Here is a 9,687-nt window from a genome sequence, read left to right on the forward strand (position 1 = left end):
TTGCGGCCGATCAGCCGCCCAGCCAGGCGGAATCAGGTGGGGGAGTTTGAGGTGACCTCACCCGGGGGATTTTGACCGACCATCGGGGCGCTTCCTGAGCGATGGCCGCATCGAGATCGACTCCAACACCGTCGAGCGGGCGATCAGGCCGCAAACCATCACAAGAAAAAATGCGCTCTTCGCGGGCAGCCATGGTGGCGGCCGGACCTGGGCGACCATCGCCACGCTGCTGCAGACCGCGAAGATGAATGACGTCGATCCGCATGTCTGGCTCACCCAAACTCTCGAACGGATCGCGCGGGGTTGGCCGATCTCTCAGATCGATGCTCTCATGCCCTGGAACTTCAAAGCCTGAACGGCCTCAGCTTGGCGCTTACCCTTGGCTTTCCATTCTCACCAATCGAACAGGCCACGGCCTGATCCCATAGGTTCCCTCGTGGGGTGTATCCTCACAGACTTGGGGGCCCTCCTTCCGAGGGGCCTCTCTTTTGCGCGCCCGAGTATGAGCGCCAGCTTGGAGGTGAAAGTACCTAAGCTTGATGATGGCGAAGGACTAGTGAAGGGCAAGCGTCTCATCGAGAGCCGGTGGCCTTAGCAAGCGCGAAGCAAATCTGCGGCGGGATGGACCAGACCCATCAGCCGGACTGCCAATCATCGCACAGTCACTAAATGCCGGGGTGGAACGGAAAACAGTCGAACTTACGTTGGAGATCTCCGGCGCATCTGGGAGACCGCGATCAAGTCCGACAGCTTTCGCAAAACACGGCACATTTTGAACGCCCCTCGATGCGAAAAGATGCCTCGCAGATACGGGCATCGACGCTTACTGGGCTTTCGGACTGGGGAATTCGGCATGGTTGCCAATACCGGCCATCCGCCTTGGTGAGTTCGTGACGGGCGAATCACTGCTTTTTGATTATACGAAAGCTTTCTGGCCGGAGCTCTTCCGCGCCGTTGACCTTAGCGGCCGCCGACCTGGCGTACTCTGCCGTGGTCACGGAGAAGCTCGAACGGGTGTTTTGCGCTTCACTCGGAGAGGTCAGAGCTCTTGTCGTTAATGATGTTGTATCCCGCCGGATCGTGGCAGGAGTTCGTGTGCCGGATGATCGGGCACATCTTCCTTCCAGCGGACTGATCCGAACGGGCGCTCTAGCATGCGTCGGACGCGCAAAGGCTCAGGGCCGATATGAAAAGCGATCGCCTGCCGATCCAGCGCGCGATCCGATTGCGTCCAGCGGTTGCGCTGGCGCAAATAATCGACCCACGTCGGGCAGTGAAAGCGCTCGGTCCAGAGTTCTGGATCAGCCATGTCGCGTGCGATAGACCAGCCATAGGCGCCGTTGCGCTGGCGCGACAATTGCACGTCCTGCATGATATTGTGAAAGGCTCGCGCATTCTCTTGCGCGATGCGATATTCGATCTCCACTACAATAGGCCCGCTTCGGTACGTGAGCGGGAGCCGTACCTTGGGATCGGCCAGCAGCTCGCCGTGCTCCTCGCGGGCGTTGATGCGGGGCATGCGGAGCCATAGCCCCAGCAGCGCGGAGAGCAGCATCATGCCGGCAGAAACGAGTAGTGCTACCTGCACGCCTTCGGCATCGGTGAGCCGCCCCCAGCCCCAACTGCCGATAGCAATGCCTCCGGAAAAACCAGCTTGATAAGCCGCAAGCGAACGTCCTGCGACCCAGCGCGGTGTGGAGAGCTGCACACCGATATTGAACAATGTGCCTGCCATGATCCATGCCGCTCCCGCCAGAACCATCGCCGCTGCGGTCAAAGCTGGCTCATGGCTCAACGCTATGGATACGATCGCTCCTGCCAACGCGATCGTGCAGGCGCGCAGCGCGGCTTCGCCATCCATGCGCTTGCGCAGCTCGTCGAAACAAAATCCTCCGATAATAGCGCCGAAACCAAACGCGCCAAGCATGAGACCGTAAGTCTGCGCGCTGCCGTGCAGGAGATCCCGGGCCACCAGCGGCATGAGCGCCGAAATCGAGCCGCCGATCACGCCGGTTACGGTGGCGCGGGTCAGCACAATCTTGATGGATGGCGAGTTGCTGATGTAGCGCACGCCCGAAAGAATGGCGCGACTTAGCTGTTCCCGCGGCAGCCGCGATGGCGGTGTTACAGGCCTCCAGAGAAGCAGCACCACAATCAGCGGCAGATAGAGCAACGCGCTCAGCCCAAAAGCGGAAACCGCACCAGCAATTGCAACCACAACACCGCCTATCGCAGGCCCAAAGCTGCGCGCGATGTTGTAACTGATGCTGCTGAGGGCGACCGCCGCTGGAAGTGTCTCGGCGGGCACCTGTTGGGAAACGGACGATTGCCACGCCGGCCACATCAGCGCAAGGCCGCCGCCGATCATAAAACACAGTGCAAGCAACAGATCCGGCGTGGTAAGCCGAAGGGCGTCAAGAGCCGTAAGAGCTGTGGCGCCGATCAGAGCAATCCAGAGTGATGCCAGCACTACGATTCGATGCTCATACATGTCTGCGATGGCCCCAGCTGGCACTGAGATCAGCATCATTGGCAGTGTCAATGCAGTTTGCACTTGTGCGATCTTGTCAGCGGATGGTGTCATCTGGGTCATCGCCCAAGCTGCGCCGACGCTCTGAACCAGAATCCCGAGGTTGGAGAGCAGGCTTGCAAGCCAGATCCGCCGGAACGCCGCAAATCGCAGTGGCGACATGACACCTTCGAGACCGGACGTCTGGACTTTAGGGGCATTAGTCATATGAGATCCAGGCAAGCTGCAGGAGCTGTTCCAGGACCGCGAAAAGCGCTTGAGCTGCTGCGACCGTCGTTCTTGCTTCGAGATATTCGCGGCCTCGAAAGCATTCGGGCTGCGGCACTCATCCATGCGAGATGCTGTAGGACACCGCTGGTCCCCACTACGTTGACGGGGGGCTGGCTTGCCTGGATGGGCAACGCCATGGTCGAAATTTCTACCTGCATCGCTCTCGGGAACTCACCCTTTATATTTGCGTCAGCCATGATGCGCATGGACACCAGCTCGGACGCTGCATTTTTCTTTCTAGCGCTAGGGTAGTGCAGGGGGCAACAGCTTAGAGAAAGCCTCTTTCTAGCGGTGACCATCGGCGAAGCTCGCTCGAATGAGCGCGACGCGATATCGGAGCGCCAACCCTAACACTCTTTATAGTTTGCGCACTTTATGAGCAGTAGAATAGGAGAGTCGAGGTGCAGAATTATTGCGTTCTATCCGAGATAGGCGCCGGGAAACAGCGTAGAGCGAGCCGTATATGAGTAGTCTCATCGATGCTCGCCCAGAGCAGCGCCGGGGAAGGCAGGATGTCTGATTCGATCGGCCTCACCCAGCGTACGCGTCCAATCAGATCGGTAAAGGCGGTTTGTCGGCGAATTGGCCCGACGTTGTTTTTCGCCGGCTTTCTCTTACGGACTTCCGAGCGCAAAAACCTCAGGATGCCGCACTCACAAGCAGAGGCCTTCCCCGTAATCGGCAATCGCCAATTCGCATGATAATCCGCCCCTGAGATTCATGGTCTCGGCGCCGGCTCTTCAGGGCATTTCGGAATGAGGTGCAGGGATGCCCAGCGCCGTCATCCAGCGTTAAACCTGCTAGACTATCTGTAATGCTGGTTACGAGCCTGAGCGAGCTAATACAGTGGACAAGAGCGCACGGATAGAAATCATTTTATCAGTTGAACTTCCGATGATGTTCCTGAAAGCTCAAGTGTGTGCACTTTTATTGGCCGTGTCAGAACGGATGGATCGCGCAGGTTATTGAGCAACTCGGGTGCGAGTTGCAGCTCCGATTGGATAACCTCCCAGACCTTCTGACCGCTTTTGAGCACAGCTTTCGCAACGTCGGACGCGCGCTCATAGCCGATCAGGGGTGTCAGAGCTGTCACGACAGCCGTGCTGGCCGCCAGGTGTTCGCGACACCGTTCCACATTCGCCGTGACGCCGACAATGCACTTTTGGCGAAGCGTCCGAGCGGCGTTGGTCAGAAGGGAAATAGAGTTCAGCATGTTGTAAGCAATCACTGGCTCCATGACGTTAAGCTGCAGTTGGCCGGCTTCGGCGGCCAACGTAATCGTCAGGTCTGCTCCGATGACCTGAAACGCGATTTGATTGACTACTTCCGGGATAACCGGGTTAACTTTGCCGGGCATTATCGAAGAGCCTGGCTGGAGGGCCGGCAGATTTATTTCGGCGAACCCGCCCCGAGGTCCGCTCGAAAGAAGTCTCAGGTCATTGGATATCTTGGAGAGCTTTGTTGCTGTCCGCTTGAGCATTCCAGAAAATAGAACAAACGATCCGGTGTCCCAGCATGCCTCGATCAGATTGTTGGCGACGACAAAACGAATTTGGGTGAGCTTAGATAGTTCCTCCACGGCGATACGGGCGTAATCAGGCTTGGTATTGATCCCAGTACCAATGGCGGTGCCGCCGAGATTCACTTCCCTGAAAAGAGCGACGAGCTCTTCCAGCCGAACTACATCCTCCCGCACGGTCACCGCGAAAGCTGTAAATTCTTGGCCGAGAGTCATCGGAACAGCGTCCTGTAACTGTGTGCGCCCTAACTTCACCACGTTCGAGAACTCTGCACCCTTTCTCTCAAGGTCATCAGCAAGTAGACGGAGCTCTTGGTCTAACGAGCGGTGCGCCAATAGAATGGCCAGTCGGATTGCTGATGGGTAGACGTCATTTGTGGACTGAGAAAGATTGACGTGGTCATTTGGGTGTATGATGTCATAGCGGCCGCGCGCGAAGCCCAAGTGCTCAAGTGCTCTGTTCGCTATCACCTCGTTGAGGTTCATATTGGTGGACGTTCCGGCGCCACCTTGAAAAACATCGATAGGAAATTGATCCATAAGAGCGCCAGCGGCAATCTCGTCGGAGGCGGCAGCAATTGCGTCAGCTTTGTCGGTTGAGATGTCACCGAGCCTAACGTTTGCGAGGACGGCTGCCTTCTTAACTGTAGCCAGTGCGCGAACAAGTTGCGGAAAATGGCTGATTGGAGTTCCTGAGATCGGAAAATTCTCGATCGCCCTTATTGTCTGAGCGCCATAGTAGGCCTCCATAGGAACTTCGACTTCTCCCAGACTGTCAATCTCGGTGCGGGTGTCGCTCATTCTTGCTCTCTGTTTGCGTGAAAACTAGTGCTGTGCTCATTCAAGGCCGGCTGTATCTCTAAGGCTCACGGACTTGATCGAATGCTGGGACGCGCGGACAGACGAAGTAGGTCTGACGCTCTATGGCAATTTACGATCTAACCGGTCGCATTCCCAAGGGTCACCGCACTCTTTCATGGCAAGCACAATAGAACTGCAGAGTAGCCAGGTGTGCTGTGGGATTTTCGCGTTCTATCTTAGTGCGCGATGAAAAAGTGCGCGAAGACGCCGATGTAAGCGGTGAGATACCATTTCGAATCTGTGATCGTTCGGCATCTCTATTGGATCGAGAAGGTGATTCGGAGAGGGCCGGCGGCTAGCGCGACCAGGCCACGACAGGAGTCGATGGAGAGAGCGTCGGAGGGACGGTCTACAAGAGACTGGCCGTCCAACTTGAAATAGGCCGTGCGAACTAGAGTGGGTGCGCTGGGTGTGATGCGTAAGGTGTCGGAGGACATGCGCAACATCGTGTTCGGCATTCGGCCCAGAATCTCCTTTTCATGAATGAGCGTAAACCGTTTTGATAGACGTGTAGAACTCACGCGCGTGCTTGCCCTGCTCACGCGAGCCGTAGGAAGACGCTTTCCGCCCGCCGAAGGGCGCATGGTAATCGACCCCCGCGGTCGGTAGATTGACCATCACCATACCTGCCTCTGAAGGCCGCTTGAAGTCTGATGCCAACTTCAACGAACTGGTGCAGATGCCTGACGCCAGACCGAATTCTGTTTCGTCGGCGACAGCAACGGCCTCTTCGTAGTCCTTGACCCGAATGACTGAAGCCACTGGCCCGAAGATTTCCTCACGATTGATACGCATTTTGTTGTTGGTATCGACGAACAACGCCGGTTGCAGGAACTAGCCGTTTGTGTCGAGCTTCAGAAGCTGCCCGCCGAACACCAGTCTCGCACCTTCCTTGCGACCGATGTCGATAAAGTGGAGATCCTGTTCGAGCTGCGACGAACTCGCCACCGGACCGATGTCGATGCCGGTCGCCAGCGCATTGCCAACTTTGAGCTGCGACATGGCGGCGACCATGCGTCTCACGAATTCGTCGTGAACGGCATCTTCGACAATCGAGCGACTGGATGCTGTGCAGCGTTGGCCAGTCGAGAAAAAGGAACCGTTCACCGCGACGCTGACAGCAACATTCAGGTCGGCATCTGCAGCGACGATCAGCGGGTTCTTACCACCGAGCTCAAGCTGTACTTTCTTGCCGCACTCAACGCAACCGATGCTGATGCGTCGGCCAGTCGGCACAGACCCGGTAAGGCTTACGGCTCGAATATGATCCGAGCTGACAATTGCGTTGCCAACAACTGATCCAGGACCCATGACCAGGTTGAAAACCCCAGCGGGTGCTCCAGCGCGCTGGAGGATATCGGCGAGGATCCAAGCGCAACCTGGCACTAGGTCGGCCGGTTTGAAGACGACCGTGTTGCCGTAAGCCAGCGCAGGGGCGATCTTCCAAGCAGGGATGGCGATTGGAAAGTTCCACGGAGTGATTATACCAATCACGCCCTCCGGCTCTCGGATGGTCTCAACTTCGATACCGGCGCGGACAGAATCCAGCCGTTCGCCTTCCAATCTGAGAGCCTCGCCTGCGAAATAGAAGACACGGCCTGCTCGTACTGCCTCACCAATTGCTTCAGGGAGGGTTTTCCCTTCTTCGCGAGCCAGAATGCGTCCGATCTCGTCTTTTCGTGCGATAATCTCGTTGCCAACACGGTCAAGGACGTCTGATCTGAACTCGGGCGTCGCGCGCGACCAAGTCGGGAACGCCGCGGCCGCAGCATTGGCGGCATTCTCGACATCGTTCCGATCGGCTGACGCGTACTCGCCAACGATATCGCCGATATCGCTTGGGCTCGAGTTGAGGCTCGTGGCCCGCCCCGCGATCCACTCGCCACCAACCAGATTCTTGTTCAACATTGCCTACGTCCCAATATGCCGCAAGATTTCATAAACCGAGAGCGGAGTAGCGCCTCGGCCCAAAGCCGCCAACAGAGATGATCGTCTCTCGATCGGAGGCTTAGCCTGCGGAGGTTTCCCGCATATCCCGCAACTTGCCTCCTGTGGAGCCAAACCGCATAGGCTACACAGGTCGACTCGCGGACCTTCGCTGCACCGCCCCCTCCGAACCATCGATCTCCATCGCGATGACAGACGCCGACAGCGCAAAGTGTTGCCGCTGCACCGGTGGACTTACGGGCTCATTGCACCGTTCCCGCCAACCCATCCGTGAAGATTACCTTTCGACAACGAAATAATTCGGCAAACTTCCGCCGATTCCGCACAAAAATCCCGAGAATTTGTGTTTTCATGCAGTAACCCAAAGCGATACTTTTCCGTATCGACGCAAAGAGTTCCTCTAAGTTCTAGTGCGGACAAAAGCCCTTCTTGAGGTTCGCGGTCCGTCATATGCGAATCCGGTTACTCGCCCGAAGTTGCTGCTAGAGGTTTTCCGCCGTCCGTACGCGTTGGCACCAAGCAATCGAGATGCTCGGTCGCTCCGGTTGGCAGGGCGACTGCCATCATCTCTATCCGGCGCGGTTCGTCGCCATCATGGATCCCTTCAACCACAAATCGGCTGAAGGATCCGGGACCACATGCAGGGCACCCCGCCATCGATCGCTATTAGCAGTAACAGGCGCCCCCTCGGATCGACCGATCATTCCGATCGCGGCCTGCAACACTCGTCTCACGATTATCGTGCAACCGCGGTGGCGGATATAACCGCACCGACGAGTTTAAGGCGAATTGCTTCGACAACGTTGGTAAGCGTCTTCCCGCCTCAGAGACTGAACTGGTCGGTCATGGTCAGTATGGGAGTCGCGGCGAGCCGAGCGCGATTTCGAAGACGGCAGCTGCTTAAACCTACCGATCGTTTCGGTTTGCAGAATTTCATCGATCCGAGGTCGATTTTTGCCGATTTTATACGCGCGCGCGCCGTACATTTGCATTCTCCGGCTGTTCCAGGTTGGCGCGTGAGCAGGCACGTATTTTCAGATGAGGTCTTAGAATGTCTAAAAAGCAGATGAAACTAGGCCTGCTCCTCGAGGGCTCCGGACGAAGCAACGCCGAGTGGCGGCATCCTGCAATGCCACGTAACGCAGGTACGCATTTCGGTCGCCATAAGGAGCTGACTCTCCTGGCAGAGCAAGGCAAGTTCGATGTCGCCTTCCTTCCCGACACCCTTTACGTAACGCCACAGGTGTCACATTCCTACGTGAACCGCTTTGAGGCCGTCACCGGCATGGCGGCTCTCGCTGCCGTCACATCGCGAATTGGTCTTGTAGCAACGGTCTCGACGACTTACTCGGAGCCTTTCAACGTTGCCCGTCAGATACTTTCGATCGATCACATCAGCGATGGTCGGGCTGGCTGGAATCTGGTCACAGGTGATCCGCAAGGAGAGGCGGAAAATTTCGGACCTGCCAAGCTCGTCTCACACGAAGAGCGCTATCGGATGGCCGAAGAATTCCTACAGGTCGTTGAAGGACTGTGGGACAGCTTCGAAGACGATGCGCTGGTTCAAGACAAAGAAAAGAACATCTTCCTGGACCCCACCAAGCTGCACACCCTTAACCATCATGGGCAGTTTTTTAACGTGAAGGGGCCCATCAATGCGCGCAGGTCGGTACAGGGCAGACCTGTGGTTTTCACTGCGACGTCATCTGAGAGCGGAAAGTCGTTCTCGGGCCGTTGTGTCAACGGCGTATTCACGATAGGCGATATTGCCCAGAACCAAGCCCTCACCCGCGACATCAAGTCAGCAGCAAAGTTGGCAGGGCGTGACCCATCCCAGGTCCTAATCATGGCTGGCATTCGGCCCGTAATTGCGGACACCATGGAAGAAGCTGAGGCGATCGATCTGGAAACACGGCGTCTGATTGGGCACGAAGGTGCCTTCAGGTTTCTTCGTCGCTATTTTCTTCACTATGACCTGAGCCGTCATGGTCTCGACGAGCCGTTCCCTGCTGATCTTGCCGGGAAAACTGAGGGTTACCAGGGTGACGTAGGGCGCATGATCAAGATTGCAGAGGAAGAGAAGCTGACCGTAAGGCAGTTTGTGGAGCGTTTCGGGTATCCCAAGACTGGGTGGGTAGGTACGCCCGAAAGGATCGCTGACGAGTTGCAAAAGTGGTTTGAAAACGGCGCCTGTGATGGTTTCATGGTCGGCGAGTTCCTCCCCGGCCAGTTGCGAAACTTTGTGGAGAAGGTCGTGCCGATCCTTCAGGAGCGAGGCCTCTCTCGCAAGGAATACGAGGGAAGCACTCTACGCGAGCACCTTGGGCTACATCGACCCGAAAACATGTTCGTGCGCCGCTAGTTGTCGACCGCGGAGTGACTAAGGGCGAGAGCTTGTACGGCGCGTGCTGCCTTCGGCAGTGCGGCGCCGGCCGAGATCTCTGTGAAGGTCTATCTGCCGCATAGATATTATGAACGATGGCAGAGCTGGCTCCGGTTGTCTGAACAGATTTTCCGCGTCGATAAGTGAAGCCCTCTGCCAAGGTTAAGCTGCGACGCG

General features: G+C 57.0%; 3 protein-coding genes and 2 pseudogenes. 2 read left to right on the forward strand and 3 right to left on the reverse strand.

Features of this window, described 5'->3' with window-relative positions; genetic code table 11:
• Window positions 1–88 precede the first annotated feature (88 nt).
• Window positions 89–355, forward strand: a pseudogene (locus AC5ZG5_RS44945) (transposase domain-containing protein); the annotation flags it as partial.
• Window positions 356–1,054: 699 nt separating this feature from the next.
• On the opposite strand, the gene AC5ZG5_RS44950 reads toward AC5ZG5_RS44945, so the two are convergent.
• From AC5ZG5_RS44950 to AC5ZG5_RS44960, 3 genes and pseudogenes are all read right to left on the reverse strand, one after another.
• Window positions 1,055–2,737 carry an MFS transporter gene (locus AC5ZG5_RS44950; RefSeq protein ID WP_456647028.1) on the reverse strand — a complete coding sequence of 561 codons (1,683 nt, stop codon included), beginning with the start codon at window positions 2,735–2,737 and terminating at the stop codon, window positions 1,055–1,057.
• Window positions 2,738–3,671: 934 nt separating this feature from the next.
• Window positions 3,672–5,120, reverse strand: coding sequence for an aspartate ammonia-lyase (locus tag AC5ZG5_RS44955; protein ID WP_456647027.1), 1,449 nt, complete (start codon window positions 5,118–5,120; stop codon window positions 3,672–3,674).
• A gap of 537 nt (window positions 5,121–5,657) precedes the next feature.
• A pseudogene (locus tag AC5ZG5_RS44960) lies at window positions 5,658–7,088 on the reverse strand (aldehyde dehydrogenase family protein).
• A 1,090-nt stretch (window positions 7,089–8,178) separates the two neighbouring features.
• On the opposite strand from AC5ZG5_RS44960, the gene AC5ZG5_RS44965 reads away from it, so the two are divergent.
• Window positions 8,179–9,489 (forward strand): LLM class flavin-dependent oxidoreductase, encoded by a 1,311-nt coding sequence (locus tag AC5ZG5_RS44965; protein ID WP_456647026.1) that lies wholly within the window; start codon window positions 8,179–8,181, stop codon window positions 9,487–9,489.
• Window positions 9,490–9,687 lie beyond the last annotated feature (198 nt).

The organism is Bradyrhizobium sp. Ses1, assembly GCF_059512365.1.